This is a genomic window from Erythrobacter rubeus (genome assembly GCF_014705715.1).
Taxonomy (GTDB): domain Bacteria; phylum Pseudomonadota; class Alphaproteobacteria; order Sphingomonadales; family Sphingomonadaceae; genus Erythrobacter; species Erythrobacter rubeus.
On record NZ_JACXLC010000001.1, the window covers coordinates 2806226 to 2831567 of the forward strand.

Consider the following 25342-nt stretch of genomic DNA (forward strand, 5'->3'; position numbering starts at 1 on the left):
TGCGTTTTGCGCACCTTCCAATATGCATCGGACTGTATGGAGGAGGGTTTCCGCGCTCATCTAGCAAAAGCGCTAGGAAGTGTCGCAAAGTGCGTTAATTTGGCAACATAACCCTATAATTCGCCGTTGCCGTAGCGTCATCTTACGTAAGCGGAAGGCGTCATTCGGCGGCTTCGCGGCCTTGCTGAGCGGCGGCTTCCATCTGCCGGACACGCGGATCGTGAGGCCAGACCCACTCATCGCCGATCACTTGCGCCACGCGGAATTGCTCCGGCACGTTCTCGATTCCAATCATGCGGTCACACGACTGATGAAACGAATAGATCCGAGCCTCTTGGTAGGAAAGCGGCACACTCCGGAACGCGGCGCTCTGCATCGATTGCTGAATGGCTTCCCCGAATTGCGTATCCTCCAGGATAATGGGGCTCATCTGCCGCCCATTCGGCGCGTTTTCGTCTGGAACTGTCCAGAGGTCCGGGGTGGGCCCGTCTCCCCAATCGAGCGCCATTGTGACCAGCTCGAGCCGGGTCGTCGTGAGCGAAGTTGGCCAGAATACGAGCGGGGGCACGAAATAGTTCGAGAGTGGAGACACCCAATTGGGAAACAGCGTGTAGCTCTGCGTGCAGGTCCGTCCGATCTCCCCCACGCTTTCGATGGGTTGCCATTCCGGCGGGCTATCGACGGCGCGCACATGTTCGCGGTCGGTCGTGCGCGGCGGAGGGGCCAGCATCCGTGCGTGTCCATTAGGATACATCGTGTTGAGGTTGCGCTTTGGATCTACCAGCGGCGCGACCGTTTCCGGGTGGATGAACGGCACATGGTACACTTCCATGTTGGCTTCCATTGCAACCTTCCAGTTGCAATTGAGATCGAAGGAATACCGCGCAGCGAGCCGCACTTTGTCGAAGGCAAATTCTTCCCACTCTTCCACCAGCGGGCCGAGCCAATCGGTCAGCGGCATGGCCCCGTCATCGAAATTGACGAAGATGACATTGCCCAGCATCTCGCAGCGCACCGGGATCAGCCCTCTGCACGACATGTCGAAATCGGGCGGGAAGTCCTGCCGCTCGGGCACGCCGACCAGAGTGCCGTCGGTCTTGTACGTCCAGTTGTGATAACCGCACATCAGCCGCGCAGACTTACCGCGATCCTCGGTCACGACAGGAGCGCCGCGATGACGACAGGTGTTGTAGAAAGCGCGGACTTCGCCATCCATCCCGTGCACGATCACGATGGGATCGCCGGCATTGTTCCAGCGCATGTAGCAACCGCGCTCCGGGATCTCGTCGATATGGCCCGCGAAAAGCCAGCTCTTGCGGAAGATATGCTCCTGCTCGAGCGCGAAATATTCGGGCGAGGTATAGCGCGCAGCGGGCATGTCGGGCAGGCGGGGGAACCCTTCGGGCGGAGCGCTGCGCTCGCCCTCCCATTCCATCAGAGCGCGAAGCCGAGCGATTTCTTCTTCGGTCATCATGGCCGTTCTCCCGCAAGTCAGATTGCCCCGCGGTGCAGCCCTGCGCACCTCCCACTTTGATGCAAAACCCATTTGTTTAGCCAGTGGTGCGCGCCCGCTCTGCCGATACGTTTGCGGCCATAATAAATAGCGGGGAGAGCGGAATGGTCGGCCAAGGAAACGGGCGTGTAGAGGGACGCGTGGCGCTGGTGACAGGCGGCGCGATGGGTCTGGGCAAGGCCGATTGCGAAGCTCTCGCGCGCGAAGGGGCAAAGGTCATCGTGACCGATCGGGAGGTCGAACAGGCGCACCAGGTTGCCGACAGCATCGGCGGCGACGCGATGGCTCTGGACGTCACCGATGAACAGCAATGGAAGGATGTGATGCACGCCGTGGAAGAGCGGCACGGCGGGCTCGACATTCTCGTGAACAATGCAGGCAACGTGATCTTCGAAAATATCGAGGACTGCCCACTCGATCACTTCAAACTGCATCTCGACATCCATGTCGTCGGCACCTTTTTGGGCTGCAAATACGCGTTGCCGCTGATGAAGAACCGCCACGAAAAGGTCGGCGGCAATGGGTCTTCGATCGTCAACATGGCCTCGACCGCGGCGCTGATGGGCTATCCTATGATCCCGGCATACACGGCGGCAAAGGGCGGGATCAGCGCGATGACGCGCTCCATCGCGGTGCATTGCCAAGACGAAGGATATGGCATTCGCTGCAATGCTCTCGCGCCGGGAGGGATCGAGACGCCGATGGTGCGCGACATTTCCGGCCGCGCCGGTGAAGAACTGATGGACATTCCCGAAGGTCCGCTGGCGACCGACGCGCTGGGCGCACCGCGCGATATCGCGGCTTGCGTTCTCTTTCTTGCTTCGGACGAGGCGCGTTTTATCAATGGCGTGACACTGCCGGTGGATAATGGCCTCGACGCCCGTCCCCATCACTAGGTTGCGCCGCCATCCAGCCTTGACGGCCTGCCAAGCGCAGCTTTGCGCGCGTCCGGTGCTTACTACCAGAATGGTCGCCGCGAGCCGGATCACGCAAACCAGCCCCCTCGGCTCGCCCTGATCTGAATGGCGACACAGCCTAACCATGATGTTCGAAAGGATGAGCGCAGTGAGGGCGCCTACCGCTGGTACGTGCTCGGCTTGCTCACGCTCGTCAGTATGTTTTCGATTGCCGACCGGCTCGTCTTCTCGATCCTGCTCGAAGACATCAAGGCGGAGTTTTCGTTCAGCGACGGGCAGATCGGCCTGCTCGGCGGGCTCGCCTTCGCCGCGACCTATGTGCTTGTCGGCTTCCCCGCCGCGCGGCTGGCCGATCGATCCGTGCGCAAGAATATCGTGTCCGCCGCCATCACCTTCTGGAGCGGAATGACTGCGCTCTGCGGTCTCGCCACCGGGTTCTGGACGCTGTTCCTCGCGCGCACCGGGGTCGGGGTGGGTGAGGGTTGTTCAGGCCCCGCCTCGCAGAGCCTTGTCGCGGACTATTTCCGGCGCGAAGAGCTGGCAAAGGCGATGGGCATTCTCACGCTTGGCGCAACCATGGGAACAGCGGGCGGGCTGCTGGTGGGCGGGCAGCTCAACGAGGCGTTCGGATGGCGCTGGGCGTTCATCCTGATGGGCCTGCCCGGCATGGCTATTGGCGCGGTTGTCTATTTCACGATGCGGGAACCGCGCCGTGGGCAGTACGCACCCCGGAATGCGCGCATGGAGCAGCAGCCATTGATGGAAACCGCGCGCGAGCTCACCAGCAACCGAGTCTTCATGGGACTTGCCGCTGGATGGGCGGTGCAGATCATGATCGGATATGCACTCGCGTTCTGGATGGCAGCCGTGATGATCCGCAATTTCGGCATTTCGAGCGGCGATGTCGGCATCTATCTCGGCCTTGCATTTCTGATCGGCGGCATTCCGGGGCCGATCCTTGGAGGCACACTCGCCGGCTGGCTCACGCGCCGCGACGAGCGCTGGCGAGCATGGCTCCCGGGTATCGTCAGCCTCGGCTGCGTGCTGCCTTTGGGGCTTAGCCTGTCATCCGGCAGTTTCTGGCCGTTCCTTATCTATTTCTCGTTCGCCTACGCCGTGTACGTGGCGAGCCAAGCACCGATCCTGTCAGGCATTCAGGCTGCTGTCGAACCGAGCCAGAGAGGCTTTGCCGTTGCGATCGCGCTGTTCTTCAACAACCTCGTCGGGCAGGCATTGGGCCTCGCGGTGATCGGCTGGGTGAGCGACTGGCTTGCCCCGACGCAGGGCTCGCTGTCGCTGACTATCGCGGTGTTCGCGGTCTGCCTTGTCTCGGGTCTGCTGGCGATGGCGGTGTTCGCATGGACCGCGGCTCAGATGAAATCGAGCGGTTATCTTGAAAGGATGGTGGCGGATTAAAATCCGGGATGAATGGAAAGCGCGCCGCCATCGACCAGCATTTCCGCGCCGGTCATGAAGGGGCACTCATCGCTCGCCAGAAATGCGATCGCCGCGGCGGTTTCCGCGGGATCGCCCAGCCGATTAAGCGGCGATGTCGCTGCGACCGCCGCCTTAAGGCCCGGAATGTGCTCTTCCGCCGCGTTAAGAATGCCAGTTTCGGTCGCGCCCGGTATCACGGTGTTGCACCGGATGTTGTAGCCTTGCTGGGCGCAGTGGACTGCGACCGACTTCGTCAGCACCCGGACCGCGCCCTTGCTTGAACAATAGGCGACATCGCCGGGCAAGGCCGCCATGGCCGAGGTCGAGGCGATGTTGATGATCGCGCCAAAAGGCCCGTCGGGATTGGCTTTCATTGCGGCAATTGCAGCGCGGCATCCGGCCATCGTCCCGGTCACGTTAACCGCGAAGGTGCGGTCCCAAATCTCGTCCGACACGTCCTCGATCGAGTTCTGCGAGACCGCGCCGGCATTGTTCACCAGGATGTCGATCCGTCCGAACGCTTGCACCGCTTGATCAACGATCGTAGGCCACAGGACTGTGTCGGCGACATCCTGCTCGGCGAACTCTGCGCCGACCTGCTGGCACAGAGCAGATCCCTCGGCGGCGTTGAGGTCCGTGCCGAGGACGGCGGCGCCGTCCGCTTTCAGGCGCTTGACCGTGGCCGCGCCGATCCCGCTCGCGCAGCCGGTCACAATGGCGACTTTACCGGAAAGGTTTGGCATTATTCGGGTTGTTGCCAGACGCCTGCGCATTCGCGCTGATTATGGGTTTCGACGAAGCGGGCGAGATTGTCCGTGCCTTCGGGCAGCTTCCACCCGACCGTAAAGCCGAAATTTGCGAATGCGAATACGAGCAGATCGGCGAAGGTGAAGCGCCCAAGCGCAAAGTGATTTTCGCTTCCGAGCGCCCCGTCGAACCACCGCCATTTCTCGTCCGACATGGCCGAAAGCTCGGCTCCTGCCTCTTGGCTGACGACCGACATGCGCGGTTCGAACATCGGACGACCGCCGGTTGCGCGGAAACCCATCGTCATCGGTACGACGACCTCTTGATCGAACAGACGCGCCCATTTGCGCACTTCGGCGCGCTCGCGCGAGGTCTCGCCGAACAGGTTCGGCGCCGGATGCTCTTCCTCGATGAATTCGCAGATCGGCCAGCTTTCGGTAAGGCACGTGCCGTCGTCCAGCTCCAGCGTCGGGATTGTGCCGAGCGGGTTCTTGGCCATGTAATCGGCATCCTGCCGGTTCTCACCGGTGATGATATCGTAATGCACCCGCTGGAAATCCTTGCCCTCTTCCAGACCCTTTTCGATCATGAACATGCGGACAAGCCGGGGGTTGGGGCCGAGGCTGGAATGGAGTTTGGTCATCGTCTTTCTCTCCTGATCTGTTTTTCGCGATCCTAAGCTGCGCGGGCTTGCGCGTCGCCCTCACAAATGCGCTAGGGGACATGCGCCATCTAAGAGGACTTAAGCACTGCAATGGATTTCAACCTGACCGATGAGCAGCGCGAGCTGAAGGAAACGGCGCGCAAGTTCGCCCGAGCGGAATTGCCGGCACTGGCGCGCGACATGGAGGAAAAGGACTATCCGGTCCCTCACGACATGCTGCGGACCTACGGCGAGATGGGGTTTATGGGCGTGAACCTGCCGGAAGAATATGGCGGACTTGGGCTCGGCCATATCGAGGCCCTGCTGGTGCTCGAGGAGTTCGCCCAGGTCTCCAACGCAGTCGCCTTTCCGGTGTTCGAGGCGCTCACCGGGCCGGTGCGCACGGTCGAGCGGTTCGGGTCGGACGCAATGAAAGCGAAAGTCTTGCCCGAGGTCATAAAGGGCGAAAAGATCGTCGCCGTTTCCATGTCGGAACCCGATGCCGGGACTGCGCTGACCGACCTAAAGACGAAGGCGGTCGCCGATGGCAACGGCTATGTCGTCAACGGCTACAAACGCTGGACAAGCGGGGGCGGGCATTCGGATTATTACGTTACCTATTGCCGCTTCTCCGATGACGACGGCGCGAAAGGCATCGGCGCGATCCTGCTGGAAAAAGACATGGAAGGCATGCAGTTCGGCAAGCGGGAAGAGCTGATGGGCTTTCGCGGCATCCCCACTGCCGATTTCGCTATCGAGGATGTGAAAGTGCCGGGCGAGAACGTCATCATCGGCGCTGGCGGTTTTGGCAGACTGATGAGCGCATTCGGGCTGGAGCGCTGTGGCAATGCGACGCAGGCGCTGGGGCTGGCGGCGGCGGCGCTCGACCAGGCGCTCGAATACACGCAGGAGCGCGAGGCTTTCGGCAAGCCGATCGTCGATTTTCAGGCGGTGCAGCTCAAGCTCGCCGAAATGGCGATGAAGGTCGATGCCGCAAGGCTCCTCATCCACCGCGCCGCCGTCAACGCCGCGAGCAATGAAGGCGGGCTACCCAGCGTGTATGAAAGCAGCCTCGCCAAGTGCTATGCCAACGAGATCGTTCGCGAGGTCACGGCGCTTGGGATGCAAGTCATGGGCGGGTATGGCTATCACAAGGATTACGGCATGGAGCAGCGCCTGCGCGATGCCTATGCGTGGGGGATCGCGGGCGGCGCGATCGACGTGCAGAAAACGAACATTGCGAGCGCGATGATCGGTCGCCGATTTAACCAGCGGCGGTAAGCTTAGCGCTTGCGATAGCAGGCTGTGTTGTCCAAATAGGACAGCATGGAAACCACCGCGCAGCCAGCGCCGCCTGCCTCGCCCATCGATCCGCAGGCCGTCCAGCTTGGCAATCTCGTCGACGATGATGGCGAGTTCACAAAGCTTCATCCCAATTACAAGACCGCCCTGCGCGTTCGCGCGGCGCTTACCGCGTTGCCGGTCATCTTTGGCGCGATGATGCTGGAAGGATCGCTGCGAGGGCAGTCTCCCCTGCCATTCGGGGTAATCATCGGCCTCGTCGTCTTTCTGGCGGTGCTCTTCATCGTCCGCCTGCCATCGCGCCGTTATCACGCGCGCGGCTATCAGATTTCGAGCGACCGGCTGCGCGTCGTGCGCGGCATTCTCTGGCGCTCCGACACGGTCGTTCCCTTCGGACGGGTGCAGCATATCGATGTCGATCAGGGACCGCTCGAACGCTTCTTCGATATCGCAACGCTGACTTTGCACACGGCGGGCAATCACAATGCGTCGGTCAATCTCCCCGGCCTTGGACACGCACTGGCGACGGAGATGCGTGAGGAAATCCGCGCGCATATCAAGCGGGAGAGCATGTGAGCGTGTCAGCGCCCGCATCGCATTCGGTCTCCGTGCCGATCACGGCCAAAGCGCCCGATGCCCAGCCGCAGCCGGAGCCGCAGCGAACGGCTCCGCTCAGTGTCGGGATTGGACTGCTTGGCGCGATCCAGAACGCGATCGTGCCCATCGCCTTTGTCGCGTTCAGCAGCAGCGGGCGCGGTTACGGCATTCTCGCCGCTTTAGGCGTCGGCTTGGCGATCATCGTCATTGGCGGCTTTTTTTCATATCTGCGCTGGCGCCGCCTGACCTATACGATCGGCGCGCAGGACATCAGGGTCGAAAGCGGCGTGCTCAGCCGCGCGGCGCGCTCGGTGCCGTATGAGCGCATCCAGGATGTCAGCCTCGAGCAAAAACTGCTTCCGCGGCTATTCGGCCTGGTCGCCGTAAAGTTCGAGACCGGGGCGGGCGGGGGCGACGATCTCAGCCTTGCCTATCTGACGGAGGATGCAGGCGAAGAGCTGCGCCAGTTGATCCGTGAGCGCCGCGATGCGCAAGCGGGGGCGGATAGCGGGACCGAGAGCGATGCGCCGTCGCTCTCCGAGGAGCCAGCAGCCGAGGCGCTATTCACCATGGGCCCCGACCGGCTTTTCACCTTCGGCCTGTTCGAATTCTCGCTTGCTGTGTTCGCGGTGCTCGCAGGTCTTGCCCAATATGCGGACGGCTTCATAGAGATCGGCGACGCGATCGATCTCGCAGGCGCATGGTTCTCCGATCGCGGCGAAGAGGTGGCGGCGCTGGGCGCGACGCTCCAGATCTTGAGCGCGCTCGCCGGATTGTTCATCGTGTTCATCGTCGGATCGGCCACCGGAATGATCCGCGTTTTCACCCGTGAGTGGGGGTTCCTGCTCGAACGCACAGCGCGCGGTTTTCGCAGGCGGCGCGGCCTGTTTACCCGGACCGATGTCGTCATGCCTATCCACCGCGTGCAGGGGGTGACGATCGGAACACGCGCGCTCCGCTACCGCTTCGGCTGGCACAATCTGCGCTTCGTCAGCCTCGCCCAGGATGCAGGATCTTCGAGCCACGTGGTCGCGCCATTTGCGAAGATGGAGGAGATCCGGCCGATCATAGCGGCGGCCGGGTTCGATTTGCCGAGCGACAATGCCGAATGGCACCGCGCCAGCAAACGCTACCGCACCGACAGCGCTATCGTCGATTCGCTGGTCTTCATCATCACGGCAATCGTCACGGGCACGGCGACGCTGCTCTACGCGCCCGAATGGTTTCTCTTCGTAGTGTCCATTCCGCTGGTGCTGGCACTGATCGCGGCGGGCGCAAACCTGCTGGCATGGCGATTCCAGAGGCACGCACTCGATGCCTCGCAGATCGTCTCGACCAAGGGTGTGCTTTCGCCGCGCAGCCAGATCGCGACACGCCTCAAGCTGCATTCGGCGGAGATTGCGCAGGGTCCGATTGCGCGGCTGCGGGGTTATGGCACCGTGCATCTGGGGCTTGCGGGCGGCGAGTTCGCGATCCCCGGCGTGCCGCTTGACCGCGCAAGGGAGGTGCGCCGGGAAGTGCTGAAGACCATCGCCGCGACCGATTTCTCCGATATCGAAACGTCCTAGGCGCGCAAGTCCGCCCAGCCGGGGTTCTGGTCGAACTTTGCAGCGACATAGGAGCAGCGCGGATCGATCTTGAAGCCCTGCTTGCGCGCGTCCGCTACCAGCCGTTCGACCAGCTGCGCGGCGATCCCGCGGCCGCCGATCGCATCGGGCACGACCGTATGGGTGGCCACTCTCACATCGCTAGTCACAGTTTCTTGAGGCAAGCCGGTCTTTGGCTCCCATTCGAGATATCCCTGATGGCTCTCACCGGCGACATCGGCGAGGTACTTGCCGCCCTGGCCCTGCGCGTGATGTGTGATCGTGACCTGTGCCTCGTCCGTCATTTGTAATGCTCCTTCTTGCCATCAACGCCGTTCCGGTTAGAGGCGTTCCGATATGAGCAAGTTTCTGTCCGACAATGCAGCGCCGGTGCATCCCAAGGTATGGGAAGCGATGCGCGCGGCCGACGAAGCAGATAACCCCTATGACGGGGACGCGCTTTCCAGCGAGCTCGATGCGCGCGTCACCGATCTGTTCGGGCGCGATTGCGCGGCGATGTGGGTGGCGACGGGAACGGCAGCCAATTGCCTGGCGCTGGCGACGATGTGCCAACCGCACGGCGGTGTGGTCTGCCATGAAGAGGCGCATATCGAAGTCGATGAGGGCGGAGCGCCAGGCTTCTATCTGCACGGTGCCAAGCTGATGCTGTGTTCGGGTGAAGGGGCAAAACTCACTCCCGATGGGATCACAGCTCTGATCGATCCGATCCGCGATGATGTCCACCAGGTCCAGCCGCACGCAATCGCGATTACGCAGGCGAGCGAATATGGGCGGACCTATTCGGCGGACGAACTTGAAGCGCTCTCCGACTTTGCCAAATCGCGCGGACTTGGCCTCCACATGGACGGCGCGCGTTTCGCCAATGCGGCGGCTTTTCTCGGAGGCTCGGCAAAGGGCGCTGCGGGCCCCGTGGACAGTCTCGCATTCGGTTTCATCAAGAATGGCGCCATGAGCGCCGAAGCGGTTGTCCTGTTCGATCCGCAGCAGGCCGACCTCGTCAAATATCGCCGTAAGCGCGCAGGCCATCTGCAATGCAAGGGGCGCTATCTTGCCGCTCAGATACTCGCGATGCTCGATGACGATCTGTGGCTCGCCAATGCGCGCCACGCCAATGCCGCGGCGCAGGATATCGCCAGCGGATGCGCTGAGCGGTTGATGCATCCGGTCGAAGCGAATGAATTGTTCGTGCGCTTGTCCGCAGCCGAGCGCGAGGCGCTGCGCGCGCAAGGCTTCGAATTCTACGACTGGGGCGCGGATGCCGCCCGCTTCGTCACCGCGTGGAATACCCGTGCGGAGGATGCGAGCGCTCTCGGAAAAGTGATCGCGTCTTTATGAGCGTCACACTTTGAGCGCGCCGCAGTCCTCTATGCTGCAATGGCGCGTCATCCTGCCATTTATCCTGACCGGCGCGATCTGGGGTTCGACCTGGTTTGTCATCACCGGGCAGATCGACGGAGTGCCCGCCGCGTGGTCGGTGTTCTACCGCTTTGCGTTGGCGACCCCCGCGCTGTTTCTGGTCGCGTACCTGATGAAACGGAGGCTGACGCTGACGAGGCCGGAGCATCTGCTTGCGGCGTTTGTCGGCATCTTCCAGTTCAGCGGCAATTTCCTATTCGTGTATCATGCCGAGCTCTACGTGACCTCAGGCATCGTCGCGATGATGTTCGGCCTGTTGATGGTACCCAACGCGATTTTCGCGCGGATATTTCTTGGAGAGCGTGCTCAGGGCCGGTTCTTCGTGGGCAGCATGATCGCGATCATCGGGGTTTCGTTCCTGCTCGTCCATGAATGGCGCGCCAATCCGGATGCCGGAGTGATCGGCGGAAATGTCGCGCTTGGCATTGTGCTGGCGATGCTCGGCATCCTCGCCGCGTCGATCGCCAACGTCATTCAGGCCAACCCCACGGGCCGCGCGGTGCCGATGGTGAGCCTGCTGGCCTGGGCGATGCTGTACGGAACCGTGTTCGATCTGGGATTTGCAGCGCTTACAGCCGGACCGCCACCGCTGCCGAGCAGTCCCGGATATTGGGCGGGCATCGTATATCTCGCGCTGATCGGGTCCGTCGTCACGTTCCCGCTGCACTACAATCTCGTCCGCGAGATCGGGGCGGGGCGCACAGCGTACAATTCGATTCTGACGATCTCTGTCGCGATGCTGATTTCGACCCTGTTCGAAGACTACCGCTGGACCGCGCTGACCGCCGGCGGAATGGTGCTTGCGGTGGTCGGCATGGGGATCGCGCTAAGAGCTAAGCAGAGCCGATAATCCCTCGACATAGGTGGGGTATCGGGGCCGCCAGTCGAGAACGCGTTTTGCCTTGCCATTCGCCACCCGGCGGTTCTCCGAATAGAAGCCGAGCGCCATTTCACTCAGGTTCGCTTCTTCGAGCGTCTGCATCGGCGGCGGTTCGACCCCAAGCAGGCGGCAGGCATATTCTGTCACCGCGTTGCCGCTGGCTGGAAGATCGTCACCCAGATTATACACGCCCGGCGGTGCATCTTGCGTAAGCGCGGCGGTGACCCCGCTGACTATGTCATCGACATGCACCCGGCTAAAGACCTGCCCCGGCAGATCGATCCGGCGGGCCTTGCCTTCGCGCACCCGGTCGAGCGCCGAGCGGCCGGGCCCGTAAATGCCTGGCAGGCGGAACACCCGCGCATTCATCTCCATCCACGCGGCGTCGGCTTCCGATCGGGCATTGCGCCTGCCGGTGCCGGTGGGCGAGCTTTCATCGACCCACGCACCCTGCTTGTCACCGTAAACCCCGGTCGAGGAGAGGTAGAACAGCGAGCGCCCGCGAAGCCTATCGCCATAGCGCGCGAGCACCGGGTCGGTGTTCTCTTTGCGGTCTGGCGGGACGGATGAAAGGATGTGCCCGGCGCCTTCGAGCGCTTGCGCGACAGCATCCTCGTCGCCGAAATCCACATTGCCTGCGCTGCCGGTCGCATCGACCTGCCAGCCGCTTGCGGTCATCTCTTCGGCAATTCTTTTCGCCGTATAGCCCAGGCCAAATATGAACAATCGCGCCATAGAAGTGTTCTAATCGCTTGACGCCCGCACAAATCAACTGAAATCGAGTTCCCATGGATATCGCAACCACCCCGACCAGCCCCGAAGGCAATCCCGAACTCGCCGATGCGGCGCCTACACCTCACGATCCGCCTGTCATCCGCCGGGAGGATTACCAGCCCTTTCCATGGATCGTCCCTCAGACAGAGCTTGAATTCGTCCTCGGCATCGACAGCACGCGGGTCACTTCGCGGCTGACCATCAAGCGCAATCCGGAAACGGAATCGATCTCGCCAGAGCTCAGGCTGAACGGCGACGGGATTAAAACCGACATGGTCATGATCGATGGCGCGCGCTTCGGCGACTGGTCGATGGACGAGGGTGACCTGCTCGTGAACCTGCCCGGAGAAAGCCACACGGTCGAAATCGTCACCCATATCGATCCGAGCGCTAATACCGCGCTGATGGGGCTGTTCGCATCGAACGGAATGCTGTGCACCCAGTGCGAGGCAGAAGGCTTTCGCCGCATCACGTTCTTCCCAGACCGTCCGGACGTCCTATCCACCTACCGCGTAAAGATGAGCGGGCCGAAAGACCTCTTCCCGATCCTCTTGTGCAACGGCAACAAGGTTGCCGAAGGCGACGGAAATGACGGCACGCACTGGGCGGAGTGGCACGACCCATGGCCGAAGCCATCCTACCTGTTCGCGCTTGTCGCGGGGGATCTCGTAGCCAATTCGGCTCCGTTCACTACGCAGTCCGGCCGCGAGGTCGAATGCAATGTCTGGGTGCGTGAGGAGGATTTGGCCCGCACCGACCATGCTCTTCAATCGCTTCACCGCTCGATGAAGTGGGATGAGGAAACCTTCGGCCGCGAATATGATCTCGACCTCTACAACATCGTGGCGGTCTCGGACTTCAATATGGGCGCGATGGAGAACAAGGGGCTCAACGTCTTCAACACCAAATACGTGCTCGCCGATCCCGACACCGCGACCGATGCGGATTTCGACGCCGTCGAAGGCGTGATTGCGCACGAATATTTTCACAATTGGTCTGGCAACCGGGTGACCTGCCGCGACTGGTTCCAGCTCTCGCTCAAGGAGGGCTTCACCGTGCTGCGCGACCAGCTTTTCAGCCAGGACATGCAGGGCGAGGCGGTCAAGCGGATAGAGGATGTGCGCATCCTTCGCGCGGCGCAGTTCCCCGAAGATGCCGGCCCTCTCGCGCATCCGATCCGCCCGGATAGTTACCGCGAGATCAGCAATTTCTACACCGCGACTGTCTACAATAAAGGTGCTGAAGTCATCCGCATGATGCGCACGATGGCCGGGGCCGAGGACTTCCGCGCGGGCACCGATCTCTATTTCGACCGCCACGATGGCGAAGCGGCCACTTGCGAAGACTTCATCACGGCGATCGAGGACGGCGCGGGGCTCGAGCTGGCGCAGTTCCGCCGGTGGTACCGGCAAGCAGGCACGCCGCGGATCGAAGTCAGCCAGAAGCTCGGCGATGGCGACGGGCTGGATGTGACCTTCAGGCAAACCGTCCCGGATACGCCGGGTCAGAAGAACAAAGGCGCGATGCATATTCCGCTGCGCGTCGCAGTCCATTGCCGCGAAACCGGCGCATTGGGCGAAGAGCAACTGATCGAGCTCCGGCACGATGAGCAAACTATCAGCCTTCCGCTGGCCGGTCCGGTTCCGGTGCTGTCGATAAATCGCGGATTTACGGCGCCCGTCATCATCGAGCGTGAGCTTGAAAGCGAAGACCTCGTTTTCCTAGCCGCGAAAGACGATGATCCCTTCGCCCGCTACGAGGCATTGCAGGACCTCGCCGTTCGCCATCTGGTGGCGGCGGCCAGCCGCGAGCTCGATCAAGCCGGGCGCGCCGAGGGCAAGCGCCTCGTATGCGACGCGTTCCGATCGATCCTGTCCGATCCGGCGCTCGACCATTCCATGCGCGGCGAATTGATGATGTTACCGAGCGAAACCTATCTCTTCGAAGCGATGGCGGGCAGCGACCCTGCCGGTATTCGCAAAGCCGAACCGCTCGAAATCCACAAAGAGCGCGAGCAGCTCAAGACTGCCATCGGCGTCACATTGAAGCGCGAGCTCGAATCGCTTTACGCCCAGGTCGCCGACATTCCCTACGATGATCCGGCGGGTCGGGGTGCGCGCAAGGTCAAGACGCAGATCGCCGCGCTGTTTGCAGCAAGCGATCCCGAGCGTGCGGCGGTCATGGCCTCGCGCCAGTTCGATCAGGCGGACAACATGACCGACCGGCAGGGCGCATTGATGGTGCTCTGCGGCCTTCAACACCCGGCGCGCGAGGAGCGCCTGCAGGCGTTCTACGACCGCTATCAAGGCAACGCTCTCGTCATCGACAAGTGGTTCACCTTGCAGGCTCTGTCGCTGCATCCAGAGGTACTCTCGCACGTGAAAACGCTCGCCGAGCATGCCGACTTCACGATGAAGAACCCCAATCGGGTGCGCTCGCTTTACATGGCTTTTGCTGGCAATCCGCAGGGATTCCACGCGCAGGATGGATCGGGCTATCGCATGATCGCCGATGTGATCCTGGCGCTCGATCCGATTAACCCGCAGACGGCGGCGCGTTTCGTTTCTCCGCTCGGGAAATGGCGGCGGATCGAGTCGGTGAAAGCCGGGCTGATGAAAGCCGAGCTGGAGCGGATCGCTGTGACGGAGGGTCTCTCGCGCGACACATTCGAGCAGGTTTCGCGCAGCCTCGATGGCTGACATGGCGCCATTCGATATCGTTACGGCGCCCGCGTTGGACGGCACTCCGCATGGCTTTTTCGGGAGCAGCGGCGGTGTACACCAGTTCGGCTTTGGCGGTCCGGGCGACGAGAACGAGATCCGCCGGTTGCGCTTGGCGGCGGCGCATCAAATCGTCGGCGGCGCAGATTTTGTCACACCGCATCAGGTGCACTCGCCCGATGTCATCACGGTCGAGACCCCGTGGGAAGACGCGGCTGAAGGGCGACCCGTGGCCGATGCACTGGTCACCGCGCTGCCCCGCATCGTGTTGGGCATCGTAACCGCCGACTGCGCTCCGGTGCTCTTCGCCGACAAACAGGCCGGGGTTATCGGCGCTGCGCATGCCGGGTGGCGCGGGGCGCATGGCGGTGTGCTCAGGCGAACCGTGTCCGCGATGGAAGCGCTCGGTGCAGTGCGCGCAAACATCGCCGCCGCGATCGGGCCGACGATTGCCCCGGCAAACTATGAAGTCGACGAACCATTCCGCGCCAATTTCACAGGCGAAGACGAGCAGCATTTTGCCCCGGCACCAAGGCGCGAAGGGCGCGATCGCTGGCATTTCGACCTGCCCGGATACGCCGTATCGAAACTGCGCCAATTGGGACTGGCGAAAATAGAAGACACCGCCCGGGATACTTTTGCGGATATCGAGCGTTACCATTCTTACCGAAGAGCCTTTCAGCGCGATGAGCCAAATTATGGACGCCAGATCAGCATGATCGGCATGCGCTGAAATCGGGTCCGCAATTGATTGCATCGAAGCGAACAGGATGTGCTCAAAACACGGTTGGTTTTCGCGCGCATTGCGTCTATCTGCGCGGCGAGCCGGAACTTTATGGGAGCGTCATGCGCTTTCGGCACGGCTTTAAGGGGTGATTGATCGGGATCGCGCCTGAGAGCAAACAGGTTTAACAATCTCCCGCGCGGGCACATTGTCGGCGCGGGTCTATGAGCAAGGTAAGACACGATGGCTTCTACTGGTGCTTCTGCTGGAGCTACGCCCCCCGAAGCGGCGGACAGCGAAGACGGCGTTCGTCGCCGCGACTGGATCCATGTTGCAGCGCTGGGAACCGCCGGTGTCGGCGGCGCGGCTGTGTTGCTTCCGGCGATCAGTCAGATGGCTCCATCGAAAGACGTGCTCGCTGAAAGCACGACCGATGTCGATGTGGGCGCTATTCAGCCGGGCCAGAGCATCAAGGCGGTGTTCCGCAAGCAGCCCCTGTTCGTAAAGCGTCTGACGCCTGAAGAAGTCGCCGAGGCAAAAGCGGACGACGCGGCCAATATGCGCGACCCGCAGACGCTGGCCGAGCGCACGAGCGAAGGCAACGAAGACATCCTCGTCACCATGGGCGTCTGCACCCACCTCGGCTGTGTGCCGCTGGGCGCGGCCGAAGGCGAGAACAAGGGCGAGTTCGGCGGATATTTCTGCCCATGCCACGGCTCGCACTACGACGTCGCCGGGCGGATCCGCAAAGGTCCGGCGCCAACCAATCTTGAAGTGCCTGAATATTCCTTCACGTCGGAAAGCACCATCCGCGTCGGCTGATGCTGCGTATCTGTACCTGAAACCGTAATTACACGCTGAGAACCGAGAGACCGTTATGAGTTTTGCCTGGGCCAAGCAGTACGAACCGAAATCCGCCTTTACCAAGTGGGTCGATGAAAAACTGCCCTTGCCGCGCCTTGTCTACAACGCAGTGGGTGCGGGTTATCCGGTTCCGCGCAATCTCAACTACATGTGGAATTTCGGCGTTCTTGCCGGATTCTGCTTGGTTTTGCAGATCGTTACCGGGGTCATTCTGGCCATGCATTATGCCGCCAACACCGAAGTAGCCTTCGGTACGGTCGAGCACATCATGCGCAACGTCAATTACGGCTGGATGATGCGCTACGCCCACGCAAACGGGGCGAGCTTCTTCTTCATCGTCATCTATCTGCATATCTTCCGCGGCCTCTATTACTCGTCGTACAAGGCTCCGCGCGAGATGATCTGGCTGCTCGGCGTGGTCATCTTCCTGCTGATGATGGCGACCGCGTTCATGGGTTATGTGCTGCCATGGGGCCAGATGAGCTTCTGGGGCGCGAAGGTTATCACCGGCCTGTTTGGCGCAATCCCGTTCATCGGTGAGCCGCTGCAGATCTGGCTGCTGGGTGGTTTTGCCCCGGATAATGCAGCGCTCAACCGTTTCTTCTCGCTGCACTTCCTGCTGCCGTTCGTGATTGCCGGTGTGGTTATCCTCCACATCTGGGCGCTTCACATCCCGGGCTCTTCGAACCCGACCGGCGTCGAAGTGAAGAAGGAAAGCGACACGGTTCCGTTCCACCCGTATTACACGTCTAAGGACGGCTTCGGGCTGGGCGTTTTCCTGATCCTCTTCACCTTCATGGTGTTCTTCCTGCCGAACATGCTCGGCCACCCGGACAACTACATCGAGGCGAACCCGCTCTCGACCCCGGCGCTGATCGTTCCGGAATGGTACTTCCTGCCGTTCTACGCGATCCTGCGCGCCTTCACCGCCGATCTGACGATCCCGTTCACGGGCATCGTTCTGATCGAGGCGAAGCTGCTGGGCGTGATCGCGATGTTCGGTTCGATCCTGGTTTGGTTCTTCCTCCCGTGGCTCGACAAGAGCCCGGTGCGTTCCGGCCATTACCGCCCGATGTTCAAGAAGTTCTTCTGGTTCGGCCTGATCCCGTGCATGGCGCTGCTCACCTATGTCGGCGGTGCACCGGCAGAAGAGCCCTATGTTCTGCTCAGCCAGATCGCGACGGCCTATTACTTCCTGCACTTCCTGGTGATCCTGCCGATCGTCAGCCAGATCGAGGTGCCGAAACCGCTGCCATATTCGATTACCGAAGCGGTACTCGGATCCGACGATAAGCCGGGCGGCACGGACGGCGGCGGTGACAACCCGCAGGCCGTGGTCAAGCCGCTGCCGGGCAGTGATCCCGACGGTTCGCTTCAGCCAGCCGAATAATCGCTAGATTATCGCTCCTTTTACTGACCCGATAACGAGAAAGAGTTCGGTCATGACAATCCGTCTTGCAGGCATCCTCATCGGTCTCGGCATCACTGCCGTGCTGGTGCTGTGGTCGCTGATCCCCGGCGCGTACAATTATGCCTTTGGCCCGCCGGCAGAAAAACCCGCATATTATGTGTTCAAGGAAAAGCCGGTCGCGCCCGAAGGTGGTTTCTCGTTCGACGGCCCCTTGGGCAAATGGGATTACGCGCAGCTGCAGCGCGGTTACGCCGTTTACAAGCAGGTCTGCTCGGCATGTCACGGCCTGAAGTATGTCGCGTTCCGCAATCTTGAGGAGCTGGGCTATACCGAGGCACAGGTTCGCGCCGAAGCGGCGACCTGGAACGTTCCCGGCATCGATCCGAACACTGGTGAGGCCACCACTCGTCCCGGTGAGCCGACCGATTACTTCCCGAACCCGTATCCGAACGATGTTGCTGCCGCAGCGGCCAACAACAACGCGATCCCGCCTGACCTTTCGCTGATGACGAAGGCGCGCAAGGACGGCACGAATTACGTCTATTCGCTCCTGAATGGATATGTCGATCCAGATCCCGAAAAGCTGGCGAAGGCTCAGGAAAATGGTTTTGAGACCCCGCCGGGCCTCTATTTCAACCCGTGGTTCTCCAACGTGAACCTCGCCATGCCGCCGCAGCTTTATCCCGACCTCATCACCTATGATGACGGGACCGAAGCGACCGTTCCGCAGATGTCGGCAGATATTGCCGCGTTCCTGACCTGGACGGCCGAACCGTCGCTGGTTCAGCGCAAGCAGACCGGCTGGTTCGTGATCGCGTTCCTGATTTTCGCGACCGGTCTCGCCTTCCTGTCCTACAAGCAGATCTGGGCCGGCAAGAAAGCGAAGAAGAAGTAAGCGTCTCATCGGGCGTTACGACACATAAAGCGCTCCATCTCCTCTTGCGGATGATGGGGCGCTTTGCATTTGTGGAGCGAACATGACCACTCCGAAGCTTTCTACCGGCGAACTCAAGGCGCTGGTGCGGACCGTGCCGGACTTTCCGGAACCCGGCATCCAGTTTCGCGACATAACAACCCTGATCGGGCATTCCGAGGGACTGTCGGCCAGTGTCCATCACCTCGCCGAGATTGCGAGAGCGAAAGGCGCGCAGAAGATCGCCGGAATGGAAGCGCGCGGCTTCATTTTCGGCGCGGCGGTCGCGGTGCAATTGGGTATCGGCTTCGTCCTCGTCCGCAAGCCGGGCAAGCTGCCGGTATCGACCATCGGCGTGGACTATGCCCTCGAATACGGAACCGACCGGCTCGAAGTCGATCCCGGTTCGATTACAGGCGGCGAATCCATCATCATCGTCGATGATCTGATCGCCACAGGCGGGACTGCGCTCGCGACAGCGCAGTTGCTTCGGCAGGCGGGAGGCACGGTGGAAGACGCCTTGTTCGTTATCGACTTGCCCGACCTTGGCGGCGCAGCAAAACTGCAGCAGGCCGGTGTCGCAGTGCAGACCCTGATGCAATTCGAAGGCGAATAGCGACCGGCGAACCCTATTCCGCAGGCTCGGAAATGGAACGAGTGCGCCAACGGTTCATTGTTCGCATGAGGGAAGCCCAGGAAATCAGATGGAATCGCAAGCGCTCGTAATAGCCACCATCGGCGTCCTCGGTATCGGGGCGCAGTGGCTTGCCTGGCGCACGGGCTGGCCGGCGATCGTGCTGATGCTGGCCGCCGGGTTCCTCGCCGGACCTGTTGCGGGAGAGCTTGGCTTCCGCTTGCTCGACCCCGAGGCAGCTTTTGGCGACCTGCTCGATCCCGCTATCGGCATCGGCGTCGCTCTCATCCTTTTCGAAGGCGGTCTCAGCCTCGACCTGCGCGAGCTCAGGCATTCGGGCAGCGCCGTCTGGCGGCTTGCCACTGTCGGTGTGGTGGTGGGCTGGGCGCTCGGCGCAGTTGCTGCCAGCCAGATTGCAGGCCTTGCCTGGCCGGTCGCTATCCTGTTCGGCGGCATCTTGATTGTCACCGGGCCGACCGTCGTGATCCCGCTGCTTCGTCAGGCGAATGTGCAGACGCGGCCCAATTCGATCCTTAAATGGGAAGGCATCGTCAACGATCCAACCGGCGCTTTGTGCGCCGTGATCGCTTACGAGTATTTCCGCCGCGTCGCCGAAAGCCCCAATGCATCCGTGATCGAAGTGGTGCCGCCGCTAATCATCGCGGCTATTCTCGCAGGACTCATCGGATACGCCGCCGCGCGCATGATCGCCTATCTTTTCCCGCGCGGGGCGATACCTGAGTATCTGAAAGTCCCGGTGCTCTTCATCGCCGTGATCTTCGTGTTCGTTCTCACCAACAAGATCGAGCATGAAGCCGGGCTCGTCGCGGTGACAGTGATGGGGATTACGCTCGCCAATACAGGTTTCTCCAGCATCCGGTCGATTCACCCGTTCAAGGAAAATATCGCGGTCCTGCTGGTTTCGGGCATTTTCATCCTGCTCTCATCGAGCCTCAGCTGGAGCGACCTTGTCTATCTCGATCCGACGACCGAAGTCGGCCTGCGATTCATTCTGTTCCTGCTCGCCCTGCTCTTCATCGTTCGCCCACTGACGGTCATCGTCAGCCTTCTCGGCTCCTCGGTGCCCTGGAACGAGCGGCTGTTCATTGCCTGGATCGCTCCGCGAGGGATCGTGCTCGTCGCGATCAGCGGCCTGTTCGCGCTGCGGCTTGCCGATCTCGGATACAGCGATGGGCAAGTGCTAACCGCGCTCAGTTTCGCCGTCGTAGTAGCCACGGTGGTCGCCCACGGCTTCACCGTTGATATTGTTGCAAAATGGCTCGGCGTGAAGGGAACCTCGCGCCCCGGCCTGCTCATCGTCGGTTCTACCCCGTGGACCATCGCGCTCGCGAAAGAGATGCAGGCCTTGAAGACGCCGGTGATGATCGTCGATCCCAGCTGGCAGAGCCTTGGTCCTGCCCGGCGCGAAGGGCTCCCGTTTTATCACGGTGAGATCCTGAACGAAGCGACCGAACACAATCTCGACCTGACACCGTACCAAGTGCTCGTGGCGGCGACCGATAACGAGGCGTACAACACGCTAGTTTGCAACGAATTCGCCCACGAGGTTGGCAGAGACAGCGTCTACCAGCTTGGTGAGAGCGCCGATGGCGATGACGACAAGCATGCGCTGCCGCCCACTCTGCGCGGGCGCGCGCTGTTCGAAAGCGGATTCGGCGTAACCGATGTGAACGAACGTCAGCAGCAGGGCTGGGTTTTCCGCAAGACCAAGCTTTCCGATGAGTTCGATTTCGAAGACGCGCAGGAAAAGCTGCCCGACAGCGCGAACATGCTGCTGCTGCTACGGAGTAGCGGCAGGCTGCGCTTCTTCACCCATGCGGCACGCCCGGAACCGCGCGCTGGCGATACAATCCTGAGCTTTTCACCTCCTCAGCTGAAGACGCTGGAGGAAAAGGCTGCCCGCCGTGCTTCGCGGGAAAGCGGCCGCGACAAGGGCGGACAGACACCGCAAAAGCCGCAGCCGAGCTGAAACGAACCGGACAGAGAAGACTTCGACAAAGAGGCCCCGATGCAGAACTTGCCGACAGCACTGATCCTCGCCGCGACCATCACGCTCGCAGGCTGCAATGGCGATACATCCGACACCCCTGACGCTGACAGGGCCGAGGAGGATGCAGCAGGTCAGCTCGCCACTCCGAGCCCCGATGCGCCTGTTTCGATCATTCGCGCCGATATCGAACAACCCGAGGCACGCGAAGTCCAGCTAGAGCCACTCGAGACGACTGTCGGGTTTCCGGAAGGCGGGAGCGATCTGGACGCAGCGGCCCTGCTCGCGCTGGAGGAGCTTGCCGGTTCGGCGCAGATTGCAGAAGACAGCACGATCATCTTGCGAGCACATAGCGATGCGAGCGGAAGCGATGCGGCCAATGCGCGTGCATCCGAAGCGCGCGGGGAGGCGGTGCGCGACTGGCTGGTCGAAAACGGCGTGAGCGCCGATCGTATCACCCTGATTGCGTTCGGCGAACAGAACCCCGTTGAGCCGAACGCGCTGCCTGATGGAGAACCGAACGAAGCGGGCCGCGCGGCCAACCGGCGGGTCGATATCGAGGTTTCGCTGGACGAAGCCCAATCCGACGCGGGCGAGCCTCCAGCCGCCGAAGATTAATCCAAATCAGCCACCAGCTCGAGAACGCGGTCGGCATATGCCGGGCGGCAGATCAGCAGGTCGGGAAGATAAGGGTCCGCCATATTGTAGCGGATCGGCGATCCGTCGATCCGCGAACAATGCAGGCCGTGCGCAGCCGCGACGGCGACGGGGGCGCAGCTATCCCATTCATACTGGCCGCCAGAATGCAGATAGATCTCTGCCTCGCCGCGCACGACGGCCATGGCCTTTGCACCGGCACTGCCCATGCTGACCAACTCGCCGTCCATAGCTTTCGCGACGGCGACCGCTTCTTTGGCCGGGCGTGACCGGCTGACGAGGAAGCGCGGCTTCGGGGCGGGGGCGGGCAGTGCTGCGATCTTATCGGAAGACAGAACCACTCCGCCATCAAGCCCAGGAAGCGCAACTGCACCCACCGTGGCCACGCCGTCTATCGCGAGGCCGACATGGACCGCCCAGTCGCCGCGCTGCTCGCCATATTCGCGCGTCCCATCGACCGGATCGACAATCCAGACGCGGCTCAGTGAACAGCGCGCCGTGTCGTCTTTCTCCTCCTCGGAGAGCAGACCGTCATCAGGCCGGGCGGAGCGCAGCGCATGGCACAGGAATTCGTTCGCAGTGGAATCGCCGGCATTGCCCAGCGCCTTGCCTTCGAAGACCGCGCTGTCCCGCACATCGAGGAGGATGCGCCCTGCAATTTCGGCGAGGTGCGCGGCCAATCGGGCGTCTGACATCTCGCCCGTCATTTGAGTGGGAGGATCTGTTTGATGATATATTCGGCGGCTTCCGCCGGTGTCATATCGACGGTGTTCACGCGGATTTCGGCATTTTCCGGAGCTTCATACGGGCTATCGATCCCGGTGAAGTTCTTGAGCTCGCCCGAGCGCGCTTTCTTGTAAAGCCCTTTCACGTCGCGCTTTTCGGCGACTTCGAGCGGGGTGTCGACGAAGACCTCGATAAACTCGCCCTCGGGCAGCATTTCGCGCACCATCCGGCGCTCGGCGCGGAAGGGGCTGATGAAAGCCGTCAGCACGATCAGCCCCGCATCCGCCATCAGCTTCGCCACCTCGCCAATACGGCGAATATTCTCGATCCGGTCGGTTTCGGTGAAGCCAAGGTCCTTGTTGAGCCCATGACGCACATTGTCGCCATCGAGCAGGAATGTGTGCCGGTTCATCAGCGCGAGCTGCTTTTCCACCTCGTTCGCGATGGTCGATTTGCCCGATCCCGACAATCCGGTGAACCACAGGACGCGCGGTTTCTGGTTCTTCATCGCGGCGTGATCGTCGCGCGTGACTGTGGTCGGTTGCCAGTGGACGTTCTGCGCCCGGCGCAGGCTGAATTCGATCATCCCCGCGCCGACCGTGGCGTTGGTGAATTTGTCGATCAGAATGAAACCGCCCAGCTGGCGGCTCTTGCCGTAGCTTTCGAAGGTGATCGGACGGTCGGTTGAAAACTCGGCGACCCCAATCGCGTTTAGCTCGAGCGTCTTTGCCGCGAGGTGCTCGAGTGAATTCACGTCAATCTCGTATTTGGGCGGCTGGACGGTCGCCGTGACCATCTGGCTGCCGAGTTTCAGCCAGTATCCGCGTCCCGGTTTCAGCGCCTCCTCATCCATCCAGACGAAGGTCGCGCAGAACTGGTCTGAGGCCTCGGGCGGATCGTCGGCAGCGGCAATCACGTCGCCGCGGCTGCAATCGACCTCGTCTTCCAGCGTAAGCGTTACCGATTGGCCGGCGACCGCTTCATCGAGATCGCCATCGAAGGTCGCGATGGACTTGATACGGGAGGCCTTGCCTGCAGGCACGATCCGCACCGCATCGCCGGGCTTCACCGACCCATCGGTGATGAGCCCTGCAAATCCGCGGAAATCGAGGTTCGGCCTGTTCACCCATTGCACCGGCATACGGAAAGAGCGTTCCTGCGCGGCGGTGGCGGCGACCTCGACCGTTTCAAGATGATCGATCAGCGACAGCCCTTTGTACCAGGGCGTGTTGATCGAGGGGGAGGCCGTGATGTTGTCGCCCTTGAAGCCCGAGATCGGGATCGGGGTGAAAGTCTCGATACCGACTTCCTCTGCGAAGGCAGCGTAGTCAGCCACGATCTCGTCGAACACCGTCTGATCGTAATCAACGAGGTCCATTTTGTTCACCGCCAGAACTAGATGCTTGATGCCGAGGAGATGCACCAGATAGCTGTGCCGACGGGTCTGCTGGAGCACGCCCTTGCGCGCATCGACCAGGATCACGGCGAGATCGGCGGTCGAAGCGCCTGTGACCATGTTGCGGGTATATTGTTCATGCCCCGGCGTATCGGCGACGATGAACTTGCGTTTCTCGGTCGTGAAGAACCTGTAGGCGACGTCGATGGTGATGCCCTGTTCGCGCTCCGCAGCGAGGCCATCGACGAGCAGCGCGAAATCGATCTCTTCGCCTTGCGTGCCGACTTTCTTGCTGTCGGATTCCAGCGCGGAGAGCTGATCTTCGAAAATCATCTTCGAATCGTACAGAAGCCGCCCGATGAGGGTGGACTTGCCGTCATCGACACTGCCGCATGTGATGAAGCGCAGCAGACTCTTCTGCTGGTGCTGTTCTAGGTATGCGTCGATATCCTCGGCGATCAGCGCATCGGTCTGGAAGGAAGGGTCGCGGTCGGCCATCAGAAGTACCCTTCCGCTTTCTTGTCTTCCATGCTTGCCGATTGTCCCTTGTCGATGGCGCGCCCCTGCCTTTCGGAGCCGGTGGCGAGCAGCATTTCCTGGATGATCGCATTCATGTCGGTCGCCTCGCTTTCGGTCGCGCCGGTAAGCGGGTAGCAACCGAGCGTCCGGAAGCGGACGGATCGTTCGACCGGCTCTTCGCCCTCCTCCAGGCGAAAGCGGTCGTCATCGACCACCAGCAGCATGCCGTCGCGGATTACCGTGGGGCGTTTCTGCGAAAGATAGAGCGGCACGATATCGATCTTCTCCAGCGCGATATACTGCCAGATATCGAGCTCGGTCCAATTGGAGATCGGGAAGACACGGATGCTCTCACCCTTGTTCTTTTTCGCATTGTAGAGGTTCCACAGCTCGGGCCGCTGGTTCTTCGGGTCCCAGCGATGCGAGGCTGTGCGGAAGCTGAATACGCGTTCCTTCGCGCGCGCCTTCTCTTCGTCACGCCTCCCGCCGCCGAAAGCCGCGTCGAAGCCATGCTCGGTCAGTGCTTTCTTGAGCGGGTCTGTCAACTGCGCCTGGCTGTAGAGCGCGCTGCCGGTGTCGAACGGGTTGATGCCTTGGTCCTCGGCTTGCTCGTTCTGCGCGACGATCAGATCGAGCCCGTATTCCTTCACCGTCTTGTCGCGGTGATCGAGCAGCGCCTGGAAATCCCATCCGCTCGCGACATGCAGCATTGGGAAGGGTGGCGGCGCGGGATAGAATGCCTTGCGCGCCAGATGCAGCATCACCGAGCTGTCTTTGCCGACCGAATACAGCATGACCGGCTTTTCAGCCTCGGCCACCACTTCGCGGAAAATATGGATGCTCTCTGCTTCGAGCCGCTCGAGATGGGTAAGCGTGTGCATGGCAGTGGAGCTAGCCCCCTCTGGCTTCAAAACAAGCAAAGAAATCTTTGGGTGCC

At 61.6% G+C, this 25342-nt stretch carries 23 protein-coding genes; 15 read left to right on the forward strand and 8 right to left on the reverse strand.

The genetic code is table 11. The features are described from left to right. Positions 1-160: 160 nt before the first annotated feature. Positions 161-1474, reverse strand: coding sequence for an aromatic ring-hydroxylating oxygenase subunit alpha (locus tag IB285_RS13835; protein WP_190788707.1), 1314 nt, complete (start codon positions 1472-1474; stop codon positions 161-163). A 143-nt stretch (positions 1475-1617) separates the two neighbouring features. On the opposite strand from IB285_RS13835, the gene IB285_RS13840 reads away from it, so the two are divergent. Continuing rightward, entirely contained in the window at positions 1618-2409 is a 792-nt protein-coding gene (locus IB285_RS13840) for an SDR family oxidoreductase (RefSeq protein WP_190788708.1), read from the forward strand. A gap of 126 nt (positions 2410-2535) precedes the next feature. Then, a complete protein-coding gene (locus IB285_RS13845) occupies positions 2536-3846 on the forward strand; it encodes a spinster family MFS transporter (protein WP_190788709.1) in 1311 nt (436 codons plus the stop codon). On the opposite strand, the gene IB285_RS13850 is transcribed toward IB285_RS13845, so the two are convergent. Both IB285_RS13850 and IB285_RS13855 read right to left on the reverse strand, forming a co-directional pair. Next, entirely contained in the window at positions 3843-4610 is a 768-nt protein-coding gene (locus IB285_RS13850) for an SDR family NAD(P)-dependent oxidoreductase (RefSeq protein ID WP_190788710.1), read from the reverse strand. The two genes, IB285_RS13845 and IB285_RS13850, sit on opposite strands and share 4 nt — an antisense overlap. Next, positions 4610-5257: a glutathione S-transferase family protein gene (locus tag IB285_RS13855; protein ID WP_190788711.1), complete on the reverse strand. Its 648-nt coding sequence runs from the start codon at positions 5255-5257 to the stop codon at positions 4610-4612. The genes IB285_RS13850 and IB285_RS13855 overlap by 1 nt, the downstream gene beginning before the upstream one ends. 111 nt (positions 5258-5368) lie before the next feature. On the opposite strand from IB285_RS13855, the gene IB285_RS13860 reads away from it, so the two are divergent. Genes IB285_RS13860 through IB285_RS13870 form a run of 3 tightly spaced genes read left to right on the forward strand, consistent with a single transcriptional unit; the run spans position 5369 to position 8724 of the window. Beyond that, positions 5369-6538, forward strand: a complete 1170-nt coding sequence (locus tag IB285_RS13860; RefSeq protein WP_190788712.1) for an acyl-CoA dehydrogenase family protein — start codon at positions 5369-5371, stop codon at positions 6536-6538. Between the two features lie 45 nt (positions 6539-6583). Next, on the forward strand, positions 6584-7135 hold the full coding sequence (locus IB285_RS13865) for a PH domain-containing protein (protein ID WP_190788713.1): 552 nt from the start codon (positions 6584-6586) through the stop codon (positions 7133-7135). Next, on the forward strand, positions 7132-8724 hold the full coding sequence (locus IB285_RS13870) for a PH domain-containing protein (protein ID WP_328705896.1): 1593 nt from the start codon (positions 7132-7134) through the stop codon (positions 8722-8724). The genes IB285_RS13865 and IB285_RS13870 overlap by 4 nt, the downstream gene beginning before the upstream one ends. On the opposite strand, the gene IB285_RS13875 is transcribed toward IB285_RS13870, so the two are convergent. Beyond that, positions 8721-9047, reverse strand: a complete 327-nt coding sequence (locus IB285_RS13875) for a GNAT family N-acetyltransferase (RefSeq protein WP_190788714.1) — start codon at positions 9045-9047, stop codon at positions 8721-8723. The two genes, IB285_RS13870 and IB285_RS13875, sit on opposite strands and share 4 nt — an antisense overlap. A gap of 52 nt (positions 9048-9099) precedes the next feature. On the opposite strand from IB285_RS13875, the gene IB285_RS13880 reads away from it, so the two are divergent. Then, the gene (locus IB285_RS13880; RefSeq protein ID WP_190788715.1) at positions 9100-10098 is read left to right on the forward strand and encodes a threonine aldolase family protein; all 999 of its coding nucleotides are present in this window, start codon (positions 9100-9102) and stop codon (positions 10096-10098) included. Between the two features lie 31 nt (positions 10099-10129). Continuing rightward, positions 10130-11029: a DMT family transporter gene (locus IB285_RS13885; RefSeq protein WP_190788716.1), complete on the forward strand. Its 900-nt coding sequence runs from the start codon at positions 10130-10132 to the stop codon at positions 11027-11029. Here the strand turns inward: IB285_RS13885 and IB285_RS13890 are convergent. Beyond that, positions 11006-11794 carry an NAD-dependent epimerase/dehydratase family protein gene (locus IB285_RS13890; protein ID WP_190788717.1) on the reverse strand — a complete coding sequence of 263 codons (789 nt, stop codon included), beginning with the start codon at positions 11792-11794 and terminating at the stop codon, positions 11006-11008. The two genes, IB285_RS13885 and IB285_RS13890, sit on opposite strands and share 24 nt — an antisense overlap. Before the next feature lie 53 nt (positions 11795-11847). On the opposite strand from IB285_RS13890, the gene pepN reads away from it, so the two are divergent. The 8 genes from pepN to IB285_RS13930 all read left to right on the forward strand — a co-directional run bounded on the left by pepN (position 11848) and on the right by IB285_RS13930 (position 21725). Beyond that, positions 11848-14532 (forward strand): aminopeptidase N, encoded by a 2685-nt coding sequence (pepN, locus tag IB285_RS13895; protein ID WP_190788718.1) that lies wholly within the window; start codon positions 11848-11850, stop codon positions 14530-14532. Beyond that, positions 14525-15286: a peptidoglycan editing factor PgeF gene (gene pgeF / locus IB285_RS13900; RefSeq protein WP_234033205.1), complete on the forward strand. Its 762-nt coding sequence runs from the start codon at positions 14525-14527 to the stop codon at positions 15284-15286. Before pepN ends, pgeF begins: the two co-directional genes overlap by 8 nt. A gap of 234 nt (positions 15287-15520) precedes the next feature. Next, positions 15521-16099: a ubiquinol-cytochrome c reductase iron-sulfur subunit gene (gene petA, locus IB285_RS13905; RefSeq protein ID WP_190788719.1), complete on the forward strand. Its 579-nt coding sequence runs from the start codon at positions 15521-15523 to the stop codon at positions 16097-16099. A gap of 55 nt (positions 16100-16154) precedes the next feature. Continuing rightward, positions 16155-17531, forward strand: a complete 1377-nt coding sequence (locus IB285_RS13910; RefSeq protein WP_190788720.1) for a cytochrome b — start codon at positions 16155-16157, stop codon at positions 17529-17531. Between the two features lie 52 nt (positions 17532-17583). Continuing rightward, complete coding sequence (locus tag IB285_RS13915; protein WP_190788721.1) at positions 17584-18447, forward strand: cytochrome c1; 864 nt, start codon at positions 17584-17586, stop codon at positions 18445-18447. 82 nt (positions 18448-18529) lie between these two features. After that, the gene (locus IB285_RS13920) at positions 18530-19081 is read left to right on the forward strand and encodes an adenine phosphoribosyltransferase (RefSeq protein WP_190788722.1); all 552 of its coding nucleotides are present in this window, start codon (positions 18530-18532) and stop codon (positions 19079-19081) included. An 88-nt stretch (positions 19082-19169) separates the two neighbouring features. Next, positions 19170-21089, forward strand: coding sequence for a cation:proton antiporter (locus tag IB285_RS13925; protein WP_190788723.1), 1920 nt, complete (start codon positions 19170-19172; stop codon positions 21087-21089). Between the two features lie 39 nt (positions 21090-21128). Next, complete coding sequence (locus IB285_RS13930) at positions 21129-21725, forward strand: OmpA family protein (protein ID WP_190788724.1); 597 nt, start codon at positions 21129-21131, stop codon at positions 21723-21725. Here the strand turns inward: IB285_RS13930 and IB285_RS13935 are convergent. Genes IB285_RS13935 through cysD form a run of 3 tightly spaced genes read right to left on the reverse strand, consistent with a single transcriptional unit; the run spans position 21722 to position 25316 of the window. Continuing rightward, a complete protein-coding gene (locus tag IB285_RS13935; protein WP_328705897.1) occupies positions 21722-22459 on the reverse strand; it encodes a 3'(2'),5'-bisphosphate nucleotidase CysQ in 738 nt (245 codons plus the stop codon). The genes IB285_RS13930 and IB285_RS13935 overlap by 4 nt on opposite strands. Positions 22460-22467: 8 nt before the next feature. Next, on the reverse strand, positions 22468-24384 hold the full coding sequence (gene cysN, locus IB285_RS13940; protein WP_190788726.1) for a sulfate adenylyltransferase subunit CysN: 1917 nt from the start codon (positions 24382-24384) through the stop codon (positions 22468-22470). Continuing rightward, positions 24384-25316 carry a sulfate adenylyltransferase subunit CysD gene (cysD, locus tag IB285_RS13945; RefSeq protein ID WP_407925613.1) on the reverse strand — a complete coding sequence of 311 codons (933 nt, stop codon included), beginning with the start codon at positions 25314-25316 and terminating at the stop codon, positions 24384-24386. The genes cysN and cysD overlap by 1 nt, the downstream gene beginning before the upstream one ends. Positions 25317-25342: the final 26 nt, after the last annotated feature.